Below are 26,511 nucleotides of genomic sequence, written 5' to 3'. Positions count from 1 at the left end.
AATGAAAAAAAAATTAAATTCCAAGATGCCGGCGGTGCTCTTCCTTCTTCTTTCTTCTTCGATACTTTTCTCTTGTGGTCCGAAGGTGATCCCTGAGGATCTGGAGCGCAAAGTCGATCAAGAGATTTCATTTCGAGAGGTGAAGAAAAATCCCGAGTCGTACAAAGGAAGGAGGATGCTGGTCGGCGGCGAAATTATCGAGATCCGCAACCTCCAGAATAAAACCGAGATTGAAATTCTCCAGAAGCCGCTCGGACGAGACCGCGCTCCGATCAACGTGGATGAATCGGGGGGACGGTTTGTCCTCATTCACCCCGCCTTTTTGGACCCTTCGGTCTTCCGTAGCGGGCGAAGGCTGACGGCGGTCGGATTGGTGGAGGGGGGGCGTTCGGAGCAGGTCGGAGAGGCGGAGATGGTCCAGCCGGTCCTGCAGAGCGAGCATATCCATCTTTGGCCGCCGGGAGAGGGAGGCCGATCGGAGCCCTCGATCGGAATCGGGCTCGGTTTCGGGTTCGGATTTAGCCGCTAGATGATTGGGTCGAAGCCGGTTTGAAGATGCCGAAACAGCTTGTATACCCGTGCAGGAACGTCGTCCCGCCGACGGCGCCGATCTCTCCGTTGCAAAAGAATCCCCCCAGAGGGAGCGGGCCGAACCGGGTGTGAAAGAGCTCGCTGTCGTGGTTCGGCTTGCCGTAGAGATGCTCGCCGCGCCCCATGCAGGAGAAGAGAAGGGCCCCTTTTGCCGATCGGGCCTTTCCTTCCATCTGGTATTCCGTCAGGTACCACTTCAGATCTTCCGTCGAGGTTTCGGCGTCCCGCAGATGGAACTGAACCAGCTGTCCCTCGCGAAGGAAGGCCCCCACCGCCAGGCTCCCCGTTTTCGAATCCATACCGACGAGGTTTCGAATCAGGAAGTCGCCTCTTGTCAAGGTCTCTTTGAACGGCGTCATCGCCAATCCCAGAAAGAGAGAATGCTGCATCAACTTCTGATCTTCCTCGCTTAATTGCTCGTAGATTTCTTGAAGGACCTCCAGAGGGGGTTTGTGGTCGAGCTCGGTGAGGAGGTTCCGGTTGCATTTCGTAATCGAAAGAGGGGCGCCGATCGGCCGGCAACCTTGCGCCACGATCGTATCGACTTCGATATTTCCGCTCAAGGCCACGCCGACCATTCCGGAGCGATAGATCTTTTGATTCAGAAAAAGGGCGTTTTCGCCGGGGCTGTTCCCGCCGCTGACAAGCCCGCCGACCTTGACCGCCCTCGGATAGGCGAAGTCGAGTCCCATCAGTCCCTTCTCGGCTTCGAACGTGAGCGGATCGGCGAAGAGGACGAACTGCGACTTCAGGTCGGAATCGACCTGAAAACAGTCCTGCCATTTTTTCGGGCTCGCATCGAGGTCGGGAAGATCCGACGAGTCCAAATGGAACGGAGCAATCTCCACCTCCGGGAGCCGGGCCGCGATCAGCGCCGCCGCCGGAAGGTGTTCGATTTCCCGCCCCCCGCCGATGATTCCCCCGCCGGAGCAGCCGACCAGGGTCCTGCACCCGATCGCCTCCATCACGGCGGCCGGTATCTTGTCATTCAGAAGCGCCGGGGAGACAAAGAGGAAGGCGAGGTCGATCGGTTCGTTTTCCATTTGGCTCCGGATCGCCTCCGTCAATTCTGCGATCACTTCCGGGGTGGATTTTCCCTCGCTGAGTGCGGATGCCCATTTCATCGAATGATCTCCTCAATAGTTGATATCCTGTAACGCAACATCATACCTTTATTGGAACCCGTCTGTCGAGGGGGATCGCGTCCTCTCATTTTTCACACTGGAAAAAGGGAGCGAATTCAGGTAAAAAGGGGTGTGGATCTTCAGAAAACCCCGACATAGAAAGTGAGTAAGAAATGGCTTTCAAACGAATTTCGTTAGCATATCGGTCCTGTCGATGAATCCGGTACTGGTTTGTCCCAACTGCAGAACCCCCACCGAATACCAAGGCTCCGGGCAGCCGGCGTGCAGCGCCTGCGGAACGAAGCTTTCGGCGCGTGCCGACGCGGCCGGTAACCAAGCGGCGGAGAGACAGCGTCCCCTTCTTCTGTTGGTGTTGATGGTTTTTCTTGCGTCCCTTGCGACGATCGGGCTCATCATTACTTTCATGACTGTGACCGTGCCGGGAAATGAAGATTATATTGTCGATAATCGGCTCGCCACCCAAAGCGATTTTCTCGTCAAGATGCTCCCCTTTATTCTGCTCTATGTTGCGGCGGTTCCGATCGCCTACGGCCTCTGGAAAGAACGGCCCTGGACCCGGCCGCTCCTCGTTGCGTTCTTCGCGATTCCCGAGTTCGGAAAATATCTGACCCCCCGTTGGAGTGATGCGCCGGCCCACGCCTTCATTCCACGGTTCATCCTCTCCGCGATTCTCATCGGCTTACTGAGCTGGTATCTCTATAAAAAAAGAAACGTCGTCCGCTATTACAATGCCCTCTCCGGGTTGAAGTCGGATTCCTGACATCGCCCGATCGACTCAAGTTCTTGTCCCGGTTCTATCGTCTTACGTTGTGAGATCAATGACAAATGGAGGAGAGTCATGATGAGGTGGAATCACGCAGTAAGAATCCTTGTCGCAATTTTTACAGTGGTTCTGTTGGTCGCTGGAGGCTCGCCTGTATTCGCCAAGCCGGGATCGGGCGGCGGCAAGCCGAACGGTCCGGGCCACGATCCGGAGGAGACCGTTGTTTTCACCCTTGACCCCTCCACGCACGGCAACCCGGAGGGGGTGGCGTTCGATAAGCGCAGCGGCGCATTCTTCGTCGGCGCGGTCGGTGACGGCGCTCTCTACCGGGGAATGTTGAATGATCCCACCGTAACGGAGTTTATCCCCGGCGAGAGCGGCAAATCGGCGGTTGGAATGAAAGTCGCAAAGGGAAAATTGTATGTGGCCGGCGGGAACACCGGAACGCTCTCGGTTTATGACATCGCGACCAAGGAACTTGTCGCGTCATTCGAGACCGGCGGAGGCGGTTTTCTCAATGATCTCGTCGTCACGAAAGAGGGGGATGTCTTCATCACCGATTCGTTTCGCCCCACCCTCTGGCGTGTGACGGCCGAGCAGGTCGAGGCGGGGAGCGGCCTGCCGGAAGGGATTCCGATGGGGCCGGAGGTTGAATACGAAGCGGGGGCGTTCAACCTCAACGGGATTGTTTCGCTTCGAGGGGGCAAGCGGCTCATCGTGGTGCAGTCGAACAACGGAAAGCTCTTCCTGATCGACTTGAAGGACAAGGCGCCGGACGGCCGCAAAATCCATCCGATCGACGTCGAGCCGCTGGTCGGGGGGGACGGCCTGCTGCTCGACCGGGGCCGATTGATCGTCGTTCAGGGCGCTCCGCCGACGCTGACATTCGTCCAGCTCGGCCATGGCCGGTTGCGCTGGAAGGTCCTTGAGCGGAGGACCGACCCGACCTTCCGCGGGCCGTCGACCATCGCCCGGGCGTGGCACCTCTATCTGGTCGTCAACGCCGACTTCGCTACGAGCAACACGCCGTTCACGGTGTCGGGTATTCCGCGCGAAGAAGAGGAGGATGAGTAGCTGTCTTGCTAGAACGGAAGACTAAAACTGCGGAAAATGCGCCGACATTCCCATGAAGAGGAGCATCGGGAAGGAGAGATAGAAGTTCGTTCTTGAGGCGAGATAGGCGATCCGGGCGTGTTTGGCCATCTGGGGGGGCGGCGGCGTTTTGGTGGCGGTGGCGTCGCCGGTCATCTGGATGACTTTCTTTTGATTCGGCCAGATGAGGACCCAGACATTGAAGAGCATGATGAGGCCGAGGGTGCCGCCGATCATAATCGACGTGTTGACGATTCGCCCTACCATTAATAATAAAATCCCCGCCAAGACGGTCACCAAGGCAGACCAGCGAAACCACCAGAGGGCGCGCGGCACAAGCCGCAACACCACCCCGCTTTTCGTCGCCGCATCGGTCTCTTTCATGAAGGGGACCTGGACGAGATTGAAGTAGTAGAGCAGGCCGATCCAGGTGATCCCGGCGACGAAATGAATCCAACGAAGTAATAACGGTAAAACGGTTTCAGAACTGATCATCTGCTCAAGCTCCATGGCGTGCCCGACGAGCTGAACCCAAAAAGCGGTATCCCTTCCCCTCGGACCGGTCCCTCTCTCGATGAAAGGCGATGATTCTTAGAAGAGACCGGCCGGTGCGTGGCTGGAACTCGCCATGAAGAAGAGCATCGGGATCGACAGCATTGTGTTGGTGCGCGACGCGAGGAAGGCGATCCGAGCCGCTTTGGTCTTCTCTTCCGCCGTCGCCTGAACGATGCCGAGCACCTTCTGCTGGTTCGGCCAGATGATCACCCAGACATTAAAGAGCATGATCGTGCCGAGCCAGGCGCCCACTCCAATCACGGCGGCCGCTCCTTGGAGGAGGAACGCTTCAAAGAGAATGCCTCGGACCATCAGGATCAAGGCGCCGAAGATCCAGGTAAAGGCGGCCGCCCAGCGGAACCACCAGAGGGCGCGCGGGACCAGGTGCTTGGAAACATCGGCCTTTCCCTCGGGACTGGCCGTTTTCATGTATGCGCCTTGGATGAAGTTGAAGTAGTAGAGGAGGCCGATCCACATAATCCCGGCCAGAAAGTGCCCCCATCTAAAAATGAGCTCAATGGTCATTGTTTTTCCTTCCTAGTTAGTAGAGAGGTATCTTGCCGATCGACAGGGGTTATACCAATGCCCTGACAACGAAAAAGAGAATGAACGTCAACACAAAACCGGCCGTCACTGTGCCACCAATCGTATCAAGCGGATTTTTCATATCTTCTCTCCTTGGTCAAGGAATCACGATGAGACTGAGATGTAAAGCTGCGCGTCCTTCCGAGCGATGCGGCGCAGGCTGTCTCAACCGTTTTGTAATGAATAGGGATGAACTTGCTTTTGAGGATACACAACCGGGGGATTGTTCGTCAATATAAAAATATGGAGAGGCGAATGATATTGCGGAGTTCGGATTTCGGATGGCGGCGTGTAAAGATGAAGAGAAGGTCCTGTTTCCCCGCCTTTGCCGCGCCGCCATCCGCATTCCATCATCCGAAAAGAGACTTCTCAGGCGGCTTTCCGCAGGGAAGTCCGGTATTGAGCGAGGGGATAACGGTTCAACATGTGAGCGGCGAAGTTCCAGCTCATGTTCGGGAGAAAGCCCTCCTCGACATAGCTTTTCACCGAGGCGCCGTAGTCGATGTAATAGGCATGTTCGTACATGTCCAGGATCATCAACGGGATGATGTTCCACGCGCCGATGGAGTGGTTGTCGGTCAAGACATTAAAAATCCGGCCGCTGTCGAGATCGAAGCCGCAGATCGACCAGCCCCGCGCCGAGAGGCCGCACGCTTTGAACTCTTGCTTCCAGTTGTCGTAGGAGCCGAAGTCCTCCGAGATCATCTGTTTGAGAATGTCGGGCGGATCGCTCCTGCCGGAGAGGCATTGCCAGAAGGCCTCGTGGAGCTTGATCGAGTTGTGGCAGTAGAGCCGCTCGACGAGCAGCTCGCGCGTCTCGCTGTAGTTGGGATTCGCCTTCTGCTTATCGGCTTCTTTCAATTTGTTCTGGATCTCATTGAATTTGGTCACGTAGCCTTTGTACTTTACATCGAAATGATCGTCGATCTGCCGGTCCGAAAGTCCCGGCACCGGCCTCGGCTTAAGGTCCTCTTTGAATTTGGCCTGGAATTCAATCATCGCGCTTCCCTCCAGTTGGTTTTCAAGGGGGAAAATTTGCAAGATCAAGACCGCGACCTTAGCCGCGCGATGAGGAGATCGTCCCGTTCCAGTGACAGTTTTAATCTGATCTTGTGTGCACTTCTTTCACAAGCCGCGGGGCGAAATCGGGGTCGGCAGAGAGGCTAAGACACGAGACCGACGCGATGAAGAAACGCCGTCATCATGTCGAAGAGGTAATCTTTTTGTTGGCTGAGGCGATGATCTCCCCCGCCGATGAGGACCAGATCGAGCGGGCGGGCCGCGGCGCGGCGGAGAAAGTCGAAGCTTCCTTCCGGGGGAACGGTCGCATCGGCCGTTCCATGAAGAATCAGCGTCGGGGTCAGATAGGTGGGAAGGATTTTCTCAATGTCGTACCCCTTCGCGTCTTCGATCATCTCGCGTCCGACCGTTACATCGATCCACTCGTTTTTGATCCGCATCTCCCCCTCCTGGTTCAGGCGCCGGAGTCCCCCCTCCCCCAGATCGCGCAGCCGGTTCTGGTAGAAAGAGAAAGAGGGGGCGATCAAGACGGCGGCGGCGATCCGGTTCGGGTTCCAGGCCGCGGTCCAAACCGCGAGTTGGCCTCCCATCGAGGAGCCGATCAGAACGATTTTCCGGAAGGGAGCGGCGGGGCCGGCGAGGATGGCGGAGAGGTCCTCCAGCCCGCGGGTGAGGGTCAACTCCCGGATCGTTCCGCTCGAATCGCCGTGTCCCCGCAGATCAAAGGCCAGGTAGGCCATCCCTCGTTCGACCGCGCGATCCCGGAAATAAATCGCCTTCTCCCCCCGTTGGTGCGAGGCGAACCCGTGGATGTAGACGACGAGAATCTCGGCCGGCCGGGAGGGGAGGGTCAGCGTGTAATCGAGGTGATCGTGGTTTGAAAGTGTCAGTCGCGCCATATCGGATCGATTCAACTCGAGATCAACAAGCCAACCTTGGCATCATATGAGAAGGGAGCGGCCGAGGTCAACGGCAAATCCCTCCTTGAAGAACCGACACATTGCCATTACAATGAAAAGACGCCCATTTCATTGAAAGGAAATCGCCATCGAAACGAAGCCTTCCGACCTCTCCCGTCTCAAGATTGATTGGAAAAATACCGGAGCCGGATCGACCCCCCGTCGAAGCCGAAAAGGGCTCTGGATTGTTCTCTTTCTGGTCACGGCGATGGGGGTTGTGATCGGCCTTCGCGCCTTCAGCGGCGCGGCGAAATCGGTCGAAGTGGCGACCGTCTCCTCCCTCGATCCGTCTCAGTCGGTTCCGTTCCTCAACGCCAGCGGTTACGTGGTCGCCCAGCGGCGCGCCGCGGTCGCCTCCAAGGGGACCGGCCGGCTGGTCGAATTGCGGGTGCGCGAAGGGGACCGGGTGAAGAAAGGGGACATCATCGGCCGGCTGGAGAGCGACGACATGGAAGCGGCCTTGGCGCGCGCCAGGGCGAATCTCAATGTCGCCCGCTCGGCGTATGATCAGGCGAAAGCGGCGCTCGACAATGCGACCTCCGATTACGAACGGAAGAAAAGTCTGCTGGAGGAGGGGCTTGTTCCTCAGGCAGATTTCGACGCAGCGGAGGCGCAATACCGCGGGTCAAAGGCGGCGCTCGCCTCGGCCGCGGCGGGGGTGAAAGCGGCCGAGGCGGCGGTCCGTTCCGCCGAAGTCGAAGTGGAGAACACCGTCATCCGGGCGCCGTTCGACGGGACAGTCCTGACGAAGAACGCCGAGGTCGGGGAGGTGGTGGCCCCCTTCGGCACATCGACGCAGGTAAAGGCGGCGGTGGTGACGATGGCCGACATGTCGTCGCTTCAGGTGGAGGCCGACGTCTCCGAATCGAATATCGAAAAGGTCCGGATCGGCCAGGCGGCCGAGATCACCCTCGACGCCTATCCGGAAACGAAATACGAGGGGGTTGTTCAGACAATCGTCCCGACGGCCGACCGGGCCAAGGCGACGGTTTTGACCAAGATTCGTTTTCTCAACCTCGACGACCGGGTCCTCCCCGAGATGAGCGCCAAGGTCGCCTTCCTCTCCGAGCCTAAGGCCGATCAAGGAGGAGCGCCGATCGTCACGGTGAACCCCGGCGCGATCGTCACCCGGGAAGATCGAAAAGTGGCCTTTCGCATTCGGGAAGAGCATGTCGAGATGGTTCCGGTGGAGACTGGTGGGCCGCTCGGGAGCCAGGTCGAGATCAAGCAAGGACTCAAGCCGGGCGACCGGGTGGTCCTCAATCCCCCTGAGAATCTGGCTCCCGGAGATCGGGTTCAGATAGGAGAGAGTGCGAATCGTTAATTGTTATTCGTTAAACGTGAAAATCGGAAACCAATGGGCCTTTTCGCTTTTACGATTAACGATTCACGTTTAACCCATAACGGTTTTATGGCTGATTCACTCATCGAACTAATCGACGTTTCAAAATCGTATCATCGGGACACGCTGGAAATTCCGGTGCTCCAAAACATCTCGATGACGGTGCCGGAGGGAGAGTTCCTTGCGCTGATGGGGCCGTCGGGCTCCGGAAAAACGACCCTGCTGAATCTGATCGCCGGAATCGATCGTCCGACGCGCGGCCTCCTTCGTGTGGCCGGGACCGAGCTCGGCGCGCTCACCGAATCGGAATTGGCCCGGTGGCGGTCGCAGACGATCGGTTTTATCTTCCAGTTCTACAACCTCCTGCCGGTCCTGACGGCGCTTGAAAACGTCGAGCTGCCGCTCCTCCTGACCCCGCTTGCGAAGCAGGAGCGGCGGGAGCATGCCGCCGTGGCGCTGGAGCTGGTCGGTTTGGCCGACCGGATTCATCACTATCCCAAGCAGCTCTCCGGCGGTCAGGAGCAGCGGGTGGCGATCGCCCGGGCGATTGTGACCGATCCGCCGTTGTTGGTCGCCGACGAGCCGACGGGCGATCTCGATCGAACCTCCGCCGAGGAGGTCATGAACCTCCTCGGCCGGCTGAATACGGAATATGGAAAAACGATCGTGATGGTGACCCACGATCCCCGCGCGGCGGAACGTGCGAAGGCGGTGCGACATTTAGACAAGGGGTCCTTCGCCTGATGGAATTATTCCGCCTCATCTTGAAAAACACCCTGCGCCATCCGCTCCGGTCGATTCTGACCGTCTTCGGAATCGCCATCGCCATCAGCGCCTTCGGCTTGATCCGGACGGTGATCGGCGCCTGGTACTCCGGGGTCGATGCCTCGGCGCCGAACCGGCTGATCACCCGCAATGCCGTTTCGCTCGGTTTTTCGTTGCCGCTCTCTTATCGAGAGGCGATTCGGGGAATCCCCGGGGTGGCCGACGTGTCGTACGCCAACTGGTTCGGCGGGATTTACATCGACGAGAAGCATTCGCAGTTTCCCCAGTTCGCCGTCGATGCGACCACCTGGTACGAAATTTACCCCGAGTTCCAGCTCCCCCCAGAGCAGGAGGCGGTGTTCAAGCAGCAGCGGAACGCCGCGGTGGCGGGGCGGAAGCTGGCGGAGCGCTTCAACTGGAAGGTCGGCGATACGATCCAGATGCGCGGGATGATCTTTCCGGGAGAGTGGGAGTTTGTCATCCGGGGGATCTACACCGGGGAGCAAAAGTCGACCGATGAGACGCAGTTTCACTTCCACTACCAATACCTCGACGAGAAGCTCCGGCAGACGGCGCCGTTTCAGGCGGGGAATGTCGGCTGGTATGTCGTGAAGGTTCAGAACCCGAAACAGGCGGCGGAGGTGGCGGAGGCGATCGACCGGCGGTTCAAGAATTCGCTCGCGGAAACGCTCACCGAAACGGAGCGGGTCTTCGTCCTCGGCTTCATTTCGATGAGCGAGACGATTCTAGTGGCGCTTCGGATCATTTCGATGGTGATCATCGGGGTGATTCTTTTGGTCCTCTCGAACACCATGGCGATGACGGCGCGCGAGCGTCTCTCGGAGTATGCGGTCCTCAAGACCCTCGGCTTCGGGGCGCGGCATCTGATTGTTTTCATCATCGGCGAGTCGCTCCTCATCGCCCTGACGGGCGGTCTTTTGGGAATACTGATCACCTACCCCGCGGCGAACGGTTTCGAGCGGGCGATGGGGGATGCGATGGGGGCGATCTTCCCGGCGTTCGATGTGGCGACGAGCACGCAAATCATCTGTGCCCTGATGGCGCTCATCGTCGGCCTCGCCGCCAGCGCTTTCCCCACCTGGCGGGCGGTGCAGGTGCGGATTGTGGATGGGTTGAGGAGGGTGGGATGATCATTCCTCTCAACTACAGTTTTCGTAATCTCTGGACGCGGCGGCTGACGACCTTCCTGACGGCGGGAGGAATTGCGCTGGTGATCTTCGTTTTCTCGGCGGTATTGATGCTGGCGAACGGGCTGGAGAAGACGCTGGTGGGGACCGGGTCGGATAAAAACGCCATCATCGTCCGCCAAGGGGCCGAATCGGAATTCATGAGCATGCTCGATCGGAATGCGGTCAACATCGTCAAGAGCCAACCGGAGATCGCCGTCGGTCCGGAGGGGAATCGTCTGGCGGCCTCCGAAGTCGTCGTTCTGATCAATCTCCCCAAGCGGGGGAGCAGCAATCCGTCCCACGTCCAGATCCGGGGGGTGGCCCCCGAGTCGCTCACGATGCGTCCGCAGGTGAAACTGGTGGAGGGTCGCCGCTGGCGGCCGGGGCTTTCGGAGGTGATCGTCGGGCGCCCCGTCGCGGAGGGCTTTCAGGGGGCCGGGCTGGGGGAGACGATCCGGTTCGGCATGCGGGACTGGACCGTCGTCGGTGTATTCGATGCGGAGGGGGCGGGGTTTGAATCGGAGATCTGGGTCGATGCCGAGCAGCTGGTTCAGGCCTTCCGCCGGCCGGTCTTCTCATCGATCACCGCGCAGCTCTCAAGCGCCGGTGATTTTTCCTCCCTCAAATCGCGCCTGGAGTCCGACCCCCGGCTGACGGTAGAGGTGGCGCGGGAGAAGCAATATTACGCCGAGCAGTCGGAGATGATGGCGACCTTTATCCGGGTGCTGGGGCTCTTCGTCACCGTGATCTTCAGCCTGGGGGCGATGATCGGGGCGATGATCACGATGTACGCTTCGGTCGCCAACCGGACGACCGAGATCGGGACGATGCGGGCCCTCGGCTTCCCCCGGCGGAGCATTCTCGGCGCTTTTCTTTTTGAATCGCTCCTGCTCGCTTCAATCGGCGGGGGGATCGGGATCCTCCTCGCCTCGCTCCTCCAGTTCGTCACCGTCTCAACGACCAACTTCGCCACCTTTTCCGAGCTGGCTTTCCGTTTTATTCTCTCTCCGGCGATTGTCGTCCAGTCGCTTGCCTTCGCGCTCGCGATGGGCTTCCTCGGCGGCTTCCTCCCGGCGGTCCGCGCCTCCCGCCAAAAAATCGTCGAAGCCTTCCGGGCTTCCTGACGATCCGAATCACATTGTTGAGAACAAGACGAAAGTGAGGTATCATAATCGCGGCATGAAAACATTCGATGTCATGGTGATCGGGGCCGGAAGCGCGGGGCGGTATGGGGCCAAGGCGGCGGCGAAGCTGGGGGCGAAGGTCGGCCTGGTCGAGACCGGTCCCTTCGGCGGGCTCTGCATCCTCAAGGGATGTATGCCGACGAAAGCTTATCTTCGTTCTTCGGAATTGATCGGATTGCTCAAGAAAGCGCCCGAGGTGGGAATCTATCCGGGGAAACATGTCGGCATCCGTTTCGATCAGATCAAACAGCGCAAAGATAAATTGATCGCCGAGATGGCCGACGATGCGTACCAGGGGGTCCTCCGGCATCCGAATATCACGCTGCTTTCGGGGCGGGCGCGGTTTCTCTCCGGAAAAGAGGTCCAAGTCGGCGACGAACGATATTCCGCCGAGCGGTTCCTCATCGCCACCGGATCGCGGGCGATGATTCCGCCGATTCCCGGCCTGGAAGAGGCCGGCTATATCACGAGCGATGAAGCGCTGGAGATGGAATCGCTTCCGGAGTCGATGGTGATCATCGGCGGCGGGGTCGAGGGGACCGAGTTCGGCCAGTTCTTCGCCCGGATGGGGGTGAAGGTGACCCTCCTGCAGCGAGGCGAGCGGATCTTAAGCCACGAAGACGAAGATGTCAGCGAGGCGCTCGCCGAGATTCTTCGGAACGACGGCATCGACCTCCGGACCGGGGTCCGGGAGGTGATGATCGAGCGGGATCGGCAGGGGGAGTGGATCTCTTTTGAGGAACATGAGCGGGTCCAGAAAGTAGAGGCCGAGGTGATCATGATCGCGACCGGCCGGACCGGAAATATCGACGGGCTCCATCTTTCGGCCGCCGGCGTGGAGACGCACCCCCTCGGGATCGTTGCGAACGATTTCCTTCAAACGAGCAATCCGAATATCTACGCGGCGGGGGATGTGACCGGGGGGGCTCAAATCGTCAACATGGCGACCTACGAGGGAGAGATCGCCGGGACGAACCTAGTGAAGGGGCCGGTCCAAAAGGCCGACTACCGGGTCTTTCCCCGCGCGGTCTTTTGCGATCCGGAGTTCGCGCGGGTCGGCCTCTCCGAGCGCGACGCGCGGGAGCGGGGAATTCCGGTCCGTGTCGGAAAGTTTCCTTTCAGCGATCTCGGAAAAGCGATTATCACCGATCGAACAGAAGGGTTTATCAAGATCGTCGCCGATGCGCAGTGGGGGGAGATCTTGGGCGCCGCCATTGTCGGCGCAGAGGCGTCGATTCTCATTCACCAAGCGGCGGTCGCGATGCATTTCCGGTCGACGGTGGAGGAGTATGCGAAGATCAGCCACATCCATCCGTCGCTGGCGGAGATCATGCTCTATCTGGCCGACGAAATGGTCGGGAGAGAGTGATGGAGCCGCGCCGGAAGAAGCGGATCGTCGTCGGATTGACTCTTCTTCTCCTCTGGGTGCCGATCTTTCTGGTCGCCCGGCATTCGGTGGAAGAGATCCACTACCTCAAGACATTTCTTCCCTCCGAAATGACCCCTTCCGAAGCAAAAGACGCGGCCGTGATCGAACTGATCAAGGTTGCGATCATCGTCCTGCCCCTTCTGATTGCGATGGCTTTCGTCTGGAAGATGTCCCGAGAGGAGTGAATTCCAATTAATGTGCCGAGGATCGTCCTGTTGAATACTCGGACAGCTCCTCGGTGATGATCGATCCGGTCGGATTCCCTCCGTCCGGGGAGGGGAATTCGGTCTTCTCGATCCCCTTGACCATGCCGACATCGGGCGCGAACCAATTGGTCGTCTTGTCGGTCATGAGGAGGACCTTCCCATCGCCGGAGAGGGTGATGAAAACTTTCATCCTCCCCTCTAATTTCAAGGAATCCTTAAACACCCCCGCCGGCACCGAGACCGTCTCGAATCCCAAGGCGACAATCTCCGCCTGGACGTGGGCCTGTTCCTCTTTTCCATCCTCGTCCAAATCGCGGGCGAAGGTGATCGACTTGTCGATTTGAGAGAAAGGTTTGTTGAGAATCAGCGGGAATCGAATGACCCGATAGGGGACGAGCTGGTTTTCGAAAGGGGTCGTCGGTTTGCCGCCGTAGTAGGAGATCCCTTCTTCATCTCTGACGAAGTAGCTCTCGGCGGGGCCCTCATCGGCCTGATTGCTCTCCGTAAAGATCTTTACTTGAGTTCCTTTTTTCTCCGCGGTTCCCTTGACGGCGGCGGTGTTGATATAAGCGCCGACGCGTTGCACGTCGTCAACGACCGATCCCCGATAGCTCCAGGACATTCCCACCTCATCCGGAAAATAGCGCTCCACCTGAGGAATGGGCGTTTCTTCCGCCTGGACGAAGCTGACCCAAAAGAACAAGATGAAGAGAAAACCGAACGTTCGCGTGATCTGATTCATTGCTCTCTCCTTTGCTTTCTATCATAGCGGGATTCGGCGACCCAGTCAATTGACATTCTTGCCATTCGGTCGAGAATGTGTTAAGAAGGGACAAGCGAATGAGTCAACTCCCCCCTTTTTATAATAATTTCATTCACTCTCCGCTCGGTCCGATCGGGATAGCCCTCCACACGGAGGGACTTTCTTCCTCCACTGGCGTCCGTTCGAATCAGACCTTCTCGACGAGATCCACCGCGATACGGATTTCATCCCGCAGAGGAGCCCTCGACGGCTCGACCCCCGGCATCGCTTCCCGGAGCGCAACGAATTATTGGTGATCGAACAGGTAGATGTAACCGAAACCGAATTTAAAACAAAGGAGGTATATGAATGGCCGATATCTATGAGATGAAAATGCCGGGTGGGGCGAATCTTCCACGATTGATCGTGCTCGGAGCCGTCGTCCTGCTGTTGCTGATTGTTCTCTTCAGCTCCTTTCAGGTGGTCGGAGCCGGGCAGCGGGGGGTGGTCTTCAGCAAGCTGAGCGGGATCAGGGATGTGACGCTGGATGAGGGGCTGCACTTCAAGATCCCCTTTGTTGAAGAGGTGGTTCTGATGGATGTGAGGGTCCAGAAGTCGCAAACCGCCGCGCCGGCGGCGTCGAAAGACCTTCAGAACGTTTCCTCGACGATCGCGGTGAATTTTCATATCGATCCGAGCCGCGCGCAGAAAGTCTACCAGGAGGTCGGCGTCAGCTACAAGGAGCGGGTGATCGATCCCGCGGTCCAGGAGGCGGTCAAGGCGGCGACGGCGCATTTTACGGCCGAGGAGCTGATCACCCGGCGGGGCGAGGTCAAGGATGCGATCAAGACGACTTTGATTGAACGGCTGGTCCAGTTTCATATCCTTGTTGACGAATTCTCGATCATCGACTTCTCCTTCTCGGAGGAATTCAACCGGGCGATCGAGGCGAAGCAGACCGCCGAGCAGTCGGCGCTCAAGGCAAGACGGGATCTGGACCGGATCAAGATCGAGGCGGATCAGCGGATCACCCAGGCGCGCGCCGAGGCGGAAGGGCAACGGTTACAGCGGGAAACCCTGACGCCGATCCTGCTGCAGCTTCGCGCGATCGAAAAATGGGACGGGAAACTCCCTCAGGTCTCCGGGGGGGCGATGCCGTTCATCGACGTCAACAGCCTGAAAACAAAATAGTGTAAAATAAGAAAGTGGGGTGCCGGAGGATGGGGCGGCGTTCATCGTGTCTTCGCGTCCCATAGACCCCTGCGTAGAAGCGCGTCGTCGGAATTCTGCCTCCGACGCGGCTTCGGCTCGTTTATTGTCAGAGTTCTTTTTAATATGGTTTATCCCAGCGCCAGCCGCAGCGTAACGCTGCGGCTGAAATTCAAGAATAAAATCGGCATGCTCGGCCAAATTACGTCGGCGATCGGAGGGGCCGGGGGGGATATCGGCGCGATCGATATCGTCAGCGTCGATCGGGGGGGGATCACCCGCGATATCACCGTCAGCACACGGGATGAAGCGCATACGGCCCGGATCGTGGAGGCGGTCAAGCGGATTCCCGGCGTCGAAGTGGTTCATCTCTCCGACCGGACCTTTTTGCTTCATCTCGGGGGGAAAATCGAGATTGCGAATCGCATTCCGATCAAAACCCGCGACGATCTCTCCCGTGTCTACACCCCGGGGGTGGCGCAGGTCTGCCGGGCGATTCAGGAGGACAAAGGCAAAGCCTTCGCCCTGACGATCAAGAAGAACAGCGTTGCCGTGGTGACCGACGGCTCGGCGGTTTTGGGGCTGGGCAACATCGGACCGGAGGCGGCGCTGCCGGTGATGGAAGGGAAGGCGATGCTCTTCAAAGAGTTCGCCGGGATCGACGCCTATCCGATCTGTCTTGCGACGCAAGATCCGGATGAGATCGTCGAAACGGTCCAGCGGATTGCCACCGGCTTCGGCGGGATCAATTTGGAAGATATTTCTTCGCCCCGTTGCTTCGAAATCGAGCGGCGTCTTAAGAAGACGCTCGACATCCCGGTTTTTCACGATGATCAACACGGGACCGCCGTGGTGGTTTTGGCCGCGTTGTTGAATGCCGTGAGGATCGTAAAAAAGAAGCGGGAGGATCTCAAAGTCGTCGTGAACGGCGTGGGGGCCGCGGGCACCGCGATCATCGACATGCTTCTCTCTTCCGGGGTAAAGCGGATTATCGGCTGCGATCGGGACGGCATCCTCTGTGCCGGCCGAAGAGTCGAGATGAACCCGGTGATGCGCCGGTATGCGAAGCGAACCAATCCGGAGCGGGTAAAGGGGAAACTGGAGGATGCGCTGGTCGGGGCCGATGTCTTCATCGGCGTTTCGGTCGCCGGCATCCTCCACGCCGCCGCGGTGAAAAAGATGGCGCGCGATCCGATCGTTTTCGCCCTGGCCAATCCGTCCCCCGAGATCATGCCGGAGGAGACGGAGGGGATCGTCCGGATCATGGCGACGGGACGATCCGACTACCCCAACCAGATCAACAACGTCCTCGCCTTTCCCGGAATTTTCCGGGGGGCCTTGGATGTCCGCGCTTCCGAGATCAACGACGCGATGAATCTCGCCGCAGCGGAGGCGATCGCCTCCGTGATCCGAAAAGACGAGCTCTCCGAAGATTATATTGTTCCCGGCGTCTTTAACCGAAAGGTCGCAAAGGTGGTCGCCCAGGCGGTCTCGAAAGCGGCCACCGAAACCGGCGTCGCCCGCCGGGAAAAGAAGATCACGAACAATCAAGAATAAACCGTCCGGATCAAACCTTCCGAGATCGTCTGCTCTCAAAAATGCAGGGAAGAAGATGGAGCGAGGCGAGCAGGCAGATCCCCAGCCCGATTGATGCGACGATGCCGAACTCGCGAACCGCTGGACTCTCCGAGAAGCAAAAGCTTAAAAAGGCGAAGGCGGTGGTCAGGCTGGTCGCCGTCAGGCCCGAGCCGGTTTCTTTCAGCACCACCCGGACGGAGCCCTCTTTCCGATAACGCTCCATGATATGAATGCCGTAATCGATCCCGATCCCGAGCAGAATCGGCGTCACGGAAAGGGTGAGGAAGTTGAGCTCATAGCCCAAAAAGCCGGTCACCCCCAGGGTGATCCAGACCGAGCAGAGCAACGGGAGCAACGTCAAGGCAATCGATGAAGGTTTCCTAAAAGCAACGGTCAGCAACAGGGTGACCAGGATCAGGGCAATGGAGCCGGCCTGGATCACCTCTTTTTTGAGAAGGTTCGCGTGGCTTTCCGAGCCGATCCCTTCGCCCGCGAGAAAAACCCCATCGAGTTGTCCTCCGCCGGCCGCCTCAAACCGGCTGGTAAACCGCTTGACCACCCCCTTTGCCCACGGAAATTGCGTGAGGTAAACGTAGGTGACCGCCAGAGGATCGTTTCCAATCGTCCCAAGATGGCGATCGATTTCCGGCCTCAGACCCCATTCTTTGAGTTCTTCCAGGCGGATCGGCGTCTGCCTCGGCGGGCCGAGTGTTTTTGCAACCTGATCCGTGTAGGGGCCCAACAAGTATTCGGAATCTCGGCCGCCCTCTTTTAAAATTCCATGAAAATCTTTTCGGAATCTTTCCGCAGAAAAGAGGGATTGATTTGCGTTGATGAAGGCGATGTTTTCCCGCTGTTGGGATTCCTCGGGAAGGAGGCTCGTGACCGATTGAAAAAACGCGATCCCCGCTCCCTTCCGAATTTGGGCGAGAATCTTCGCCACCCGCCGGTCTTTCTCGATGGCTTCCGTCTCGGTCTCCCCGCGACTCACGATCAAAATGGGGACAAAGCTCATCCCGACTCTTTTGTCTAAATTAAGAACTTCCTCCGCCTCTTTGTTCCCCCGAACCGCCACGCTCCACGGATGATCTTCGTAACCAAGCCGAAACACACCGAACGTGGCGATCACGACCAGGAGTCCCCAGACAAACACTCCCCGCTTCGGAAACCGCTCGCTTAAGAAAATAAAAGCTTCGGTCCAGCGGAGGATCGCCTTGGGTGTCTCGATTGGTTTTTTAGAAAAAGAGATAAAAAAGGGGAAAAAAGTGACGGCGCTTAGCAACATCACCAAAATCCCGATCGCCGTGAGGAGACCGGTTTGGATGATCCCTCTGTATTGACTGAATGCAAGCGCCGAAAAAGCGGCCGCCGTGGTGAGGGCGCTGAACAGATTGCCTCTGCCGGGCCGCACGACCGCGCCGACAACCGCCTCTTCGCGAGGCCGGGACGGATGAGAGTGAAGCCAATAGTGCGTTCCGATATGAATGGAGAAATCGATGCCGAGTCCGGCAAGGACGGCGGCGAAGAGCAAAGAGAAGAGATTCACGGAGGGAAAGATCAACGCGCTTAAACCGGCAATGATCAGAAGACCAAAAAAGACGGGGAGCATGACGAGAAGCGGAGCGGCGAGCCGCCGGTAGAACAGGACCAGGAGGAGAAAAATCGATGCGACGGAATAAAAAAGGGATTGTTTGGCGTCCTTCATGGCCGTGTCAAAGGTGGAGGCATAGATGTAAGGGCGGCCGATCGGGGTCGCATCGATCTCTTTGAAGAGCGATTCAAACGAAGGGTCGGCGCGAACCTCGTTGAGAACCGCATCGATCTTCGTCGTGATCCGTTTGGCGTCCTCCGCTTTGCGGATCGGATCTTTGGGCTCGACCAAAATAAAGAACGACTCCTCTCCTCTGAAGGCAAAATACCCGTCGACCAGCACGATCCGGAACCCGGTCATCAAGTCGAAAAGATAGGGGCCGGTCAATGTGAAGAGTCCCAACGGGTCCCGATTGAGGACCCCCTCCGGCTGCGGGTTTCCGAATTCGGTCGGAAGAATCAGCGTCTTCATCGTTGAGGCGCTTATTTTTTTTGAAAAAAGGTTTAAGTCTTTCGGGTTCAGGTGGAGCAGAAGCATCCTCGGCAGCTCCGCGTCGATGAACGCCTTCAGCTTGGGCTCCAGACGGAAGGTCACTTTTTTGACCTCTTCGACGGCGTTTAATTTCCCGGCGACGGCTTCGATGAGCGGCGCGATGTTTCGGGCTTCGATCTTTTTGTTGCTTCGAAAAACAATGACGACCGGCGCCTTCCCTCCAAATTGTTCCAATACTTGCTGTTGAAAGTGTCGATCCCGGGGCGGCTTTTTGGGGAGAAAGTCTTCCGCGTCCAGCGTCAATTGGATCCGGGAGATTGAAAAAGAGGCAATCAGCGCGATCGATAGGAAAACAACGGCCCATCGCCCGCGATCTTTACAGACGGAGCGCGCAATGCTGCCGAGGATACGATCAACCAATGACATAAAGTGTCCTGCAAGTCGTTAAAAGTCGATTCATGAAGCTTACCTTAAAAGAAAAAAGCGATTTCTTCAAGGGATGATGGGGATGTCTTTATTTGGATACCCCCTCCAAAGAGGGGGTTGACTCATACATTAAAAGTATTTTATGAATGGGAGCATTTTAAGACCGGGTTTTCGATAGAGAATAAAAATAAAAAATAAAAGGAGAGATCACATGAACCAACTTATCGGTCGGCTTTACCACCCTGTTCTATTCGTTTTGGTCGCGGTTGTGCTCGGCGCTTGCTCGGTATAAACCATTCAAACTCAAAAAGGAACTCAAATGCGTTGGCTCATACGTAAAATGAAAAATGAAGCGTGGCCTTCCTCCACGCGCTATATCCTATGGGGGCTCTTGTTTTTTGTCGCCGTCGGAGCAATCGCGGCGTGCGGGGGTGGGGGGTCTAAAGGGTCGAGCGCGGGTGCTCCGGTTGAAGTGACCCCAGAGCAGGCCGCAGCGGGGGCGGCCGACACGGTCGGCGGGGCTTCGAAAAGCCTGCTCGGTTCGATAGGGAAATCTGTCGGCAATTCTTCAGCGGCCGAAACGATTCTGAATGCGCTCGGCATTCCGCCCGATCCCGATCCGACGGCCAATTTGGAAGCCCAACTCGGGGAGGCGATTGCGCTGATCCTTGAGAACGGCCAAAGAACCGGAGATGCCATCACCTTCGATCCGGATGAAACGCTGCTCTGCTCTGATCCGTTGTTGGGGCAAGTTACCCTCGAGGGTCAACCTTGTATCGATTTCTACAGTCACATCACGGTTGTATTAACCCCCGGCGGCAATGCCGAAGAGGGTACGCTTGAAATTAAATATGATAATTTCGTTCTAGCGACGATCGATTACAGCAGCGGGTCCGTTTCCCTTCAATTGGACCTCGCCCAGTTGAAGGCGATTGCATCCGCCGCCCGCCCTGACGTGGAGCTTCCGGAAACGTTGGAAGGGGTTGTGCGGGCAACATTTACGGAACTCGGCATCGATCACGCACAGTTCACCTTTTCGATCGTACAGGCGATTAACATCGTCGATGCGGCGAGCGATTTCAACATCAATATCGCCGCGACCGAGAAGGTCTTTGAATTCACCGCCGACGGTCCGGGGGGAACGCTCACGGCCGAACTCGGTCTGGGCGCGCTTAATGCGTTGTTTCCTGTGGAAGATCTGAACGATGTCAGCTTCCCAACCAAGCTGGCCCTGAATGGGGCGACACTCCATGCGGCGTTGACGGCGGAGACGCTGGTCATTACGAAGATCGGCATCAACAGCCCGCCGCCGTTCAGCCTTGATGTGGACGATCCGGCTAATAGCCCGAATGTTGATTTTTCGTTTGGGTTTGTGCCGTTCGGCGTGACCCTGAATGGAGCGGACGACAGCATCACGTTTGATCAGGAATACAATAGCGACTTCGCGATTGAGGATGTGTTCGGTCTGTTCAGTCCAGTGCCTCCCGGGGGCGGCAGTGGGCTGACCGGTACCGTCAATGTGGTCATCCCGCAGGGGACGAAATGGACGCTTCGGGAAAGCACAGCTCTTACGACGGAGCCCATTATTCGAATTGAGGAAGGCTCAGCTACCGTTACAGGAGACGGTGTTACTTTCCCTTCAGAGAGTCTTGTTGCAGGGGATTGTTTCCTGCTGCGCCCCAGCTTTGGTTTTCCATTGGTATCGATACCCTGTATACCTTAGTATTGGATCGACGTCGAAAAGGGCGGACCCTCGTCCGCCCTTTTCTTTTGTGCTCGACGATCTTTAACGCTCCACCAAAAGATTGAAGCGGGCAGGTTTATGATATTGTCTTCACCGTGTTAAGACGCGACTTTTTAAAGCTCTCCGGCGCCTTTCTCGTCGCGGCCGGCCTTCCCGGTCTGCTGACCGCTTGCGCTTCGAACGGTAAAAGCAGTACCTCCAAAACCTTTCCCCAGGGGGTGGCCTCCGGCGATCCGAGGCCGAATTCGGTTGTTATCTGGACGCGCGCCCTTCCTCATTTGCTCGGGCAGCCGCATTCCGTGACCGCCGAAGTCGCACTGGATGAGGCTTTCACCAGTCTGGTCCTCCAGGAAACCTTTCATGTCTCTTCCGCCAGCGACTACACGTTGCGGGTGGTGGTCGAAAATCTCCAGCCCGATACCTTTTATTTTTACCGGTTCATCACCGCTTCAAGACAGGTCTCTCCGACGGGCCGCACTCTGACTGCGCCTCCGTTGTCCGATGCGAAGGAAATCCATTTTGCCTTCGTCAGTTGCCAGGACCGGGGACACGGTTTCTATAATGCTTATCGCCGGATGATCAACGATGATCGAAACCAGCCGGCCGATCAACAAATCCGCTTCGTGCTCCATCTCGGCGACTTCATCTATGAGACGAACAACGATCCCTTGATGGCACCGTTGGACGAAGCATTTCAGCCGATTCCCGGAGGGCTGATCGACGGCGACGGGAACCGGCGGGAGGTCGGGGCGTTTCCGAACGGAGGGAAAACGTCGGACGGCATCTCTTATGCCCGGACGCTGGACGACTATCGTCATCTCTATCGGGAATACTTGACCGATCCCGATCTGCTGGAGGCGCGGGCCCGATGGCCGTTCATCCATATTTGGGACGATCATGAATTTTCGGACGACAGCTGGCAAACCGAGGCCAATTACGAATCTGCCGGAACGAACGGCAGCACCGATGAACCTTCCCAGCCGCGAAAGGTGGCGGCCAACCAGGCCTGGTTCGAATACCTTCCGGTCAATCTGCTCCAACGGGGCGATATCGACCCCGATCTCCAGCAGACGAAAGCGTTTGAATTCGCCGAGGTGAGGGAGACGCTGAACGACCGGGTCGATGAGTCCAATTTCGCCGACAATGAAGACAACCTTAAAGCGATCGACACGTTGACGATCTATCGAAGCTTCCGTTTCGGCCGATGGCTGGAGCTGGCGGTGACCGACAACCGCTCTTACCGGAGCGATCACCCCGTGCCGGAAGAGATCAGCGGGAACGGGTCGGTCTTCGTCGATCCTCGGATGTTGCTGCCGTTGGAGCTGGTCAATCAGCTCGATGCCGGCCGAACGGCGAACAACGGCGATCCCGACTCTTTCATTTTCGCAGGAGGGGTGCAGATCAATCCCCGTTTCAACCGGCCGCCGGGGACGATCTTGGGGGGAACACAGAAGGAGTGGTGGAAAGCGTTGATGCTCCGGTCGGAGGCCCGCTGGAAGGTATGGGGGAATTCGGTTCCGTTGATGCGGTTTTTGGTCAACCTCAGCGCGTTGAACACCGGGCTGCCCGATGTGGTTCTCTCCACCGACAGCTGGGACGGTTATGCGACGGAGCGAAACGAGTTAATGGCTTTCCTTGTCTCCAACGGGATCAGGGACGTCCTCTCGCTCTCCGGAGATTTCCATGCCCACTTTGCGGGAGTCGTCCTGAGCAATTACGACGCGAGTCCCCCGGCGCCGGCGCCGGCGATGGCGGAGTTTGTCTGCGGGAGTGTTAGCTCCGTCTCGATGTTTGCCGCAGCGAGGCAGCTTTCAGAAAGAGAGAATCCGACGGAGAATGAACGGTTGTTGCAAAGCCTCATCAGCTACGATGCCACCCGGGCGGATGAGCCCGGTGAGAACCGTGTTACGAATAATCTGAACAACACCTTGTTGAACGGGGTCGTCGCCGGCGTTGCCGCCGCTCAAACCAACGCCCTCTCCGCCATCGAGGCGGCAAAAGATCTCGACGTGAACGGGCATCTGAGATATGCCGATACTGACGGGCATGGATACGGGCGGGTGAGCGTCGCTGAAAATGAGGTAAAAGTGAAGTTGGTGACCCTCTCTTCAATCAACAAAGAAAGCAACGGCGCTGATCCCGGAATTCAAAGAACGGCCGCCTTTAGAGTCCCTTCCGTGATGATTGCAGGGAAGCTGGAAATATCAGGCCCTGTGATCGAGGGAGAGCCCCCCTTTCCTTGACAAGTTCGGCACCGTGCGATTTACTTGCTTACGGGTCTTCTTCCCTCTCTTTCCTCAGTGCTTCAAAAGCGTATCCCGACCATCACGATAGGGCGACCGGAAATGCCGACCGATTTTCCCGTGCAATACGGAAAGTATCTCCTCATCGATAAGATTGCCAAGGGGGGCATGGCGGAGGTCTTCCTCGCGAAGCAGACCGGATCGAAAGGATTCGAGCGGCTTCTTGCCATCAAGCGGATTCTTCCCCAGTTTACCGAGAATGCCGAATTCGTCTCGATGTTCATCAACGAGGCCAAAGTCGCGGCCCAACTCTCCCATCCGAATATCGTCCAGGTGTTCGATTTCGGACAGGTTGAAGAGTCGTACTACATCGGGATGGAATATGTGATGGGGAGAGATCTTCGGACGATCATGGAGCGGAGTCAAAAGAGCAACCGGCCCCTTCCGATCGATCAGATTCTCTTCATCGTCAGCCGCGTCTGCAGCGGGCTGGAGCATGCGCACAAGAAGAAAGATCTGCACGGAAACGAGCTGAACCTGGTTCACCGGGACATCAGCCCGCAGAACATTCTGATCTCCTACGACGGCGAGATCAAGCTGGTCGATTTCGGCATCGCCAAGGCGGCCCTCCAGGAGAACGAAACCCGGACCGGAACGTTGAAAGGAAAATTCGCCTACATGTCTCCCGAGCAGGCCTGGGGAAAGAAAGTCGATCACCGCTCCGACCTTTTTTCTCTGGGAATTGTCTTGTACGAGTGTGCCACCGGCAAGCGGCTCTTCAAAGGGGACAGCGAAATCAACACACTCGACCGTGTTCGAGAGGCGAAATTCGATCCGCCGCGCCGGTTTAATGCCGATATCTCGGAGCAGGTCGAGACGGTCATCTCGAAGTCGCTCGTCAAGGAGGCGGGGAATCGGTGCCCTTCCGCGGCGCAGATGCAGAGGGAGTTGGAGCGGTGTTTGTCGAAGCCGCTCAGCGAGGTCCAAGCGGGGCTGGCCCAAAATCTCCACCAACTTTTTAACGAGGAGATCGAGAAAGACCGGGTGCGGATGAAAAAGGCCGCCTTGGCGACCTCGGAAAAATCGAAGATTGAAGGGGGGGCGCAAACTCCCCCTTCGGGTCCTTCAAAAGCGGCGCCCCCTTCCAAGCCGACACCGGAGTCGCCGAAGGCAGAGTTCAAATCAACGGCTCAGCCGACGATCCTCCAGAAGTTACAGGATCGGATCCATCATCGGGGGGATCTTCCTGTTTTGCGCGATACGGTGATTCAGACGCTGCGCGCGGCGGAGGACAAAGTTTCAGGCGCCGCCGATGTGGCCAGAAGCATCCTTCAGGATCAGGGATTCGCCGTGAAGGTCCTTAAAGTGGCCAATTCTGCCTACTTCAACGGCGGCTACGGGGAGGTCTACACCGTCTCAAGGGCCGTCGTGGTTCTCGGCCTCGATATGATCCGTTCGGTGAGTCTCGGTCTGTCGTTTGTGGAGTTATTCCAAAAGCAGCACCCCGGGATCGATTTAAAAAAGATCATTGCAGACGCCTTCATCGCGGCCACCCTCGCGAAAGAATTGGGTGAACGCCTCCACTATCCGAAACAAGAAGAGCTCTTTCTCGCAACGCTTTTTTACAATCTCGGACCGATCTCGCTTGCTTATTATCTTCCGGAGTCGCATCTTGAGATTCAGCGCCTGGTGGAAAAATCGGGGCTCCCTTTGTGGAAAGCGGAGCAACAGGTTTTGGGGGCCTCCGTCAACCAGCTCGGCATCGCCATGGCGAAGGAGTGCAAGGTTCCTGATCATCTGGCGGAGCCGTTGGCCGCCTCCGACCAGATCCTTTTTTCCCCTGCGAACACCCCTCGGGAACAGCTCTGGGCCGTCTCATACCTCGCAAACAGAATCGTCGGGAATCTCTTCACGGAGAAGGGGACGGAAGAAGAGATGGCCGGGTTGATGCAGCAGATGGAGGTCTGCCTGAAGATCCCGCCCGAGGAGGGATTGGGCTTGATCCAGAAGGCATACAAAAATATCAAGGAAGTTTCGGACAGCTTTGAAATTGAAGCGGAGAAATTCAGGCCTCCCACATCCGGTTCAAAAACTTCCTCCCCCCGGAGTGGTTTGCTGGAGCGTCTCGGAAAGATATTCCGGGTCTCGGAGGGAGCCGAGGAAGAGGTGCCGATCCCTCCGGTCCAGATCAAAGAATCGACGAATGAGACAGAAAAGATTGAAGCGCCGGAAAAAATCGAAGGGATCGACCGGCCTTCGCTGCAGTTGAAGTTCCTGCGGGACATTTCCAATCACATCGCCGAGAATCAAGATATCAATGTCCTTTTCAGCGCCATCCTGGAAGGGATTCACATCGGAATCGGTTTTGACCGGGCCCTTCTCGTTCTCTGTAATCCTTCGAAAACACAAATTACGGGCCGCTACGGTCTTGGCGCCCTGTCTCAGGAACTGGCGGATCGGTTGAAGCTTCCGAATGACCCCGCCGATAATATTTTTGGAAAAGTTTACTTGGAGAAAAAGGCGGTATTCGTCCAGGATATTCATGTCGAGCCGGTCCGATCCCTGATATCGAAGACTTTTCTCTCTCTCTTCGAGTCCCGGTCCTTCGTGATCAGCCCGATTCACGCCAAGGGGAATGTCATCGGGTTCTTCTATGCGGACAAGGCTCTCTCCAAAGAGGTGATCAGCCAGGAAGATTATCAGCTCTTTCTGCACTTTGCTTTTCATGCAAATATCGCTCTGGAGCGGATGTTTCTGAGGTCGACCTCATGAGGTAGAAATGAGATTGTCGGGCGGGCGGCAGTCGCGGTGGAGCGTTTACTCCGGGATTTTTTCCGCCGATTCCTTGCGAAACGCGCTCCGTCGTCGCTTCGGTGAAAAGAGGACCGAGAGGAAGAAGAAGAGCGTTGCCAGGAGAACGATCGTTGATCCGGAGGGAAGGTCGAACCAGTAGGAGAGAATCACCCCCGCCCAGGAGGAAGAGATGCCGATGAGGATGGAGATAATGATCATCGTTCTCATCTTGGTCGCCCACTGCTGGGCCGCGGCGGCGGGGATCACCAACAGCGCGAAGACCAAAATCGCGCCGACCGCTTGAAGGGAGATCACGATGGTCAGGGAGATGAGGCTCAGCAGGAGAAAAAAGAGATTGCGGGCCGGAATGCCGCTCGCCTCCGCCATCTCCTGGTCGAATGAGATAAAGTGGAACTCTTTGAAGAAGAGAAAGATCGTCAGGAGGATGCCGAGGGAGAGAAGGAGAATCGCCTTCAGATCCGACGGGGTGACTGAGAGGATGCTTCCGAAGAGATAACCGTAGACCTCCGGATTGTACGCCTTCATCAGGCCGATAAAGAGAATGGCCAGCGCCATCGTCAAGGTGTAGAAGATCCCGATCGAGACATCCGGCTTCATCTTTCCGGTCTGTTGCAGGTAGCCGGTGATCCAGACGGTGGAGAGGCCGAAGAAAACGGCCATCAGGAGAGGGTTCGCCCCGATCAGGAAGGCGAGCGCCACCCCCGCAAAAGCGGCATGCGCCGTCCCCGCCCCGATAAATGAAAGCCCCTTCAAGACGACGAAGACCCCGATGACCGAGCAGACCAGTCCGATCAAGAAAGAGGCGAGCAGCGCCCGCTGCATGAAACCGTATGAAAGCATTTCAAG

Annotated in this window: 22 protein-coding genes; 14 read left to right on the top strand and 8 right to left on the bottom strand. The window is 57.4% G+C overall.

Annotated elements, in window-relative coordinates:
• Position 1: 1 nt before the first annotated feature.
• On the top strand, positions 2-529 hold the full coding sequence (locus MNODULE_RS12465; protein WP_168060254.1) for a Slp family lipoprotein: 528 nt from the start codon (positions 2-4) through the stop codon (positions 527-529).
• On the opposite strand, the gene MNODULE_RS12460 is transcribed toward MNODULE_RS12465, so the two are convergent.
• Positions 519-1,715, bottom strand: a complete 1,197-nt coding sequence (locus MNODULE_RS12460; RefSeq protein ID WP_168060252.1) for an FIST signal transduction protein — start codon at positions 1,713-1,715, stop codon at positions 519-521. The genes MNODULE_RS12465 and MNODULE_RS12460 overlap by 11 nt on opposite strands.
• 214 nt (positions 1,716-1,929) lie before the next feature.
• Between MNODULE_RS12460 and MNODULE_RS12455 the strand changes: the two genes are divergently transcribed.
• Both MNODULE_RS12455 and MNODULE_RS12450 read left to right on the top strand, forming a co-directional pair.
• Positions 1,930-2,496: a hypothetical protein gene (locus MNODULE_RS12455; protein WP_168060250.1), complete on the top strand. Its 567-nt coding sequence runs from the start codon at positions 1,930-1,932 to the stop codon at positions 2,494-2,496.
• Between the two features lie 78 nt (positions 2,497-2,574).
• Positions 2,575-3,573 carry an SMP-30/gluconolactonase/LRE family protein gene (locus MNODULE_RS12450; protein ID WP_168060248.1) on the top strand — a complete coding sequence of 333 codons (999 nt, stop codon included), beginning with the start codon at positions 2,575-2,577 and terminating at the stop codon, positions 3,571-3,573.
• A 21-nt stretch (positions 3,574-3,594) separates the two neighbouring features.
• On the opposite strand, the gene MNODULE_RS12445 is transcribed toward MNODULE_RS12450, so the two are convergent.
• The 4 genes from MNODULE_RS12445 to MNODULE_RS12430 form a co-directional block, all read right to left on the bottom strand.
• On the bottom strand, positions 3,595-4,086 hold the full coding sequence (locus MNODULE_RS12445) for a urate hydroxylase PuuD (RefSeq protein WP_168060246.1): 492 nt from the start codon (positions 4,084-4,086) through the stop codon (positions 3,595-3,597).
• A 96-nt stretch (positions 4,087-4,182) separates the two neighbouring features.
• On the bottom strand, positions 4,183-4,671 hold the full coding sequence (locus MNODULE_RS12440; protein ID WP_168060244.1) for a urate hydroxylase PuuD: 489 nt from the start codon (positions 4,669-4,671) through the stop codon (positions 4,183-4,185).
• A gap of 429 nt (positions 4,672-5,100) precedes the next feature.
• Positions 5,101-5,730 carry a superoxide dismutase gene (locus MNODULE_RS12435; protein ID WP_168060242.1) on the bottom strand — a complete coding sequence of 210 codons (630 nt, stop codon included), beginning with the start codon at positions 5,728-5,730 and terminating at the stop codon, positions 5,101-5,103.
• A 164-nt stretch (positions 5,731-5,894) separates the two neighbouring features.
• Positions 5,895-6,650, bottom strand: coding sequence for an alpha/beta hydrolase (locus MNODULE_RS12430; RefSeq protein WP_168060240.1), 756 nt, complete (start codon positions 6,648-6,650; stop codon positions 5,895-5,897).
• A 268-nt stretch (positions 6,651-6,918) separates the two neighbouring features.
• On the opposite strand from MNODULE_RS12430, the gene MNODULE_RS12425 reads away from it, so the two are divergent.
• The 6 genes from MNODULE_RS12425 (at position 6,919) to MNODULE_RS12400 (ending at position 12,805) form a co-directional block, all read left to right on the top strand.
• A complete protein-coding gene (locus MNODULE_RS12425; RefSeq protein ID WP_168060238.1) occupies positions 6,919-8,034 on the top strand; it encodes an efflux RND transporter periplasmic adaptor subunit in 1,116 nt (371 codons plus the stop codon).
• 87 nt (positions 8,035-8,121) lie between these two features.
• The gene (locus tag MNODULE_RS12420; protein ID WP_168060236.1) at positions 8,122-8,796 is read left to right on the top strand and encodes an ABC transporter ATP-binding protein; all 675 of its coding nucleotides are present in this window, start codon (positions 8,122-8,124) and stop codon (positions 8,794-8,796) included.
• Positions 8,796-9,968, top strand: a complete 1,173-nt coding sequence (locus MNODULE_RS12415) for an ABC transporter permease (protein ID WP_168060234.1) — start codon at positions 8,796-8,798, stop codon at positions 9,966-9,968. Before MNODULE_RS12420 ends, MNODULE_RS12415 begins: the two co-directional genes overlap by 1 nt.
• On the top strand, positions 9,965-11,131 hold the full coding sequence (locus MNODULE_RS12410) for an ABC transporter permease (RefSeq protein WP_168060232.1): 1,167 nt from the start codon (positions 9,965-9,967) through the stop codon (positions 11,129-11,131). Before MNODULE_RS12415 ends, MNODULE_RS12410 begins: the two co-directional genes overlap by 4 nt.
• 55 nt (positions 11,132-11,186) lie before the next feature.
• Positions 11,187-12,560, top strand: coding sequence for a dihydrolipoyl dehydrogenase family protein (locus MNODULE_RS12405; RefSeq protein WP_168060230.1), 1,374 nt, complete (start codon positions 11,187-11,189; stop codon positions 12,558-12,560).
• On the top strand, positions 12,560-12,805 hold the full coding sequence (locus MNODULE_RS12400) for a hypothetical protein (protein ID WP_168060228.1): 246 nt from the start codon (positions 12,560-12,562) through the stop codon (positions 12,803-12,805). Before MNODULE_RS12405 ends, MNODULE_RS12400 begins: the two co-directional genes overlap by 1 nt.
• Positions 12,806-12,812: 7 nt before the next feature.
• Here MNODULE_RS12400 and MNODULE_RS12395 read toward each other — a convergent pair whose 3' ends face one another.
• Complete coding sequence (locus tag MNODULE_RS12395) at positions 12,813-13,568, bottom strand: hypothetical protein (RefSeq protein WP_168060226.1); 756 nt, start codon at positions 13,566-13,568, stop codon at positions 12,813-12,815.
• 369 nt (positions 13,569-13,937) lie between these two features.
• Between MNODULE_RS12395 and MNODULE_RS12390 the strand changes: the two genes are divergently transcribed.
• Positions 13,938-14,759: a prohibitin family protein gene (locus tag MNODULE_RS12390; protein WP_168060224.1), complete on the top strand. Its 822-nt coding sequence runs from the start codon at positions 13,938-13,940 to the stop codon at positions 14,757-14,759.
• A 144-nt stretch (positions 14,760-14,903) separates the two neighbouring features.
• Entirely contained in the window at positions 14,904-16,334 is a 1,431-nt protein-coding gene (locus tag MNODULE_RS12385; RefSeq protein WP_168060222.1) for an NAD-dependent malic enzyme, read from the top strand.
• Between the two features lie 10 nt (positions 16,335-16,344).
• Here MNODULE_RS12385 and MNODULE_RS12380 read toward each other — a convergent pair whose 3' ends face one another.
• Complete coding sequence (locus MNODULE_RS12380; protein ID WP_168060220.1) at positions 16,345-18,864, bottom strand: efflux RND transporter permease subunit; 2,520 nt, start codon at positions 18,862-18,864, stop codon at positions 16,345-16,347.
• Between the two features lie 319 nt (positions 18,865-19,183).
• Between MNODULE_RS12380 and MNODULE_RS12375 the strand changes: the two genes are divergently transcribed.
• From MNODULE_RS12375 to MNODULE_RS12365, 3 genes are all read left to right on the top strand, one after another.
• Positions 19,184-20,587 (top strand): hypothetical protein, encoded by a 1,404-nt coding sequence (locus MNODULE_RS12375; protein WP_168060218.1) that lies wholly within the window; start codon positions 19,184-19,186, stop codon positions 20,585-20,587.
• A gap of 116 nt (positions 20,588-20,703) precedes the next feature.
• Positions 20,704-22,851, top strand: coding sequence for an alkaline phosphatase D family protein (locus MNODULE_RS12370; protein ID WP_168060216.1), 2,148 nt, complete (start codon positions 20,704-20,706; stop codon positions 22,849-22,851).
• 102 nt (positions 22,852-22,953) lie between these two features.
• On the top strand, positions 22,954-25,623 hold the full coding sequence (locus MNODULE_RS12365; RefSeq protein WP_168060214.1) for a protein kinase domain-containing protein: 2,670 nt from the start codon (positions 22,954-22,956) through the stop codon (positions 25,621-25,623).
• A gap of 45 nt (positions 25,624-25,668) precedes the next feature.
• On the opposite strand, the gene MNODULE_RS12360 is transcribed toward MNODULE_RS12365, so the two are convergent.
• Positions 25,669-26,505, bottom strand: a complete 837-nt coding sequence (locus MNODULE_RS12360; RefSeq protein WP_238339473.1) for a metal ABC transporter permease — start codon at positions 26,503-26,505, stop codon at positions 25,669-25,671.
• Between the last annotated feature and the right edge of the window lie 6 nt (positions 26,506-26,511).

Origin of the sequence: Candidatus Manganitrophus noduliformans, assembly GCF_012184425.1 — a bacterium.
GTDB lineage: Bacteria > Nitrospirota > Nitrospiria > SBBL01 > Manganitrophaceae > Manganitrophus > Manganitrophus noduliformans.
The sequence above is the reverse complement of the archived record's forward strand: the minus strand, read 5'-3'. Positions and strand labels throughout refer to the sequence as shown.